We start from the raw sequence: 261 nt of genomic DNA on the forward strand, positions 1-261 counted from the left end.
GAACTGATCTCAGGCTTTGACCTGGCCGCGATTGGTGTGGCGTGTGCGCTGGGGTATCTGGACTTGCGTCAGCCTGATTTTGGCTGGCGTGAGCGCCAGCCTGGGTTGGCGGCGTGGTATGCCGAGGTGGCCAAGCGGCCTTCGATGGTCGCCACAGCACCGACAGCCTGACAGCGCCATTCGCGGGGCAAGCCCGCTCCCACAGGTTTGGACTGCCCCCAAGAAGTTGGACAAAAAATCCAACCCTTGGGGGGACCGATG

The 261-nt window shown here is 62.8% G+C and carries 1 protein-coding gene; it reads left to right on the forward strand.

Annotated features, from left to right (window positions below; all coding sequences use genetic code 11):
• The coding region (locus tag SB725_RS32030; RefSeq protein ID WP_410923499.1) for a glutathione S-transferase C-terminal domain-containing protein at window positions 1-171 on the forward strand (171 nt) is incomplete at its 5' end.
• Between the last annotated feature and the right edge of the window lie 90 nt (window positions 172-261).

This window comes from Pseudomonas sp. SIMBA_041 (assembly GCF_046535095.1).
In the GTDB taxonomy this organism is placed as follows: domain Bacteria; phylum Pseudomonadota; class Gammaproteobacteria; order Pseudomonadales; family Pseudomonadaceae; genus Aquipseudomonas; species Aquipseudomonas mucoides.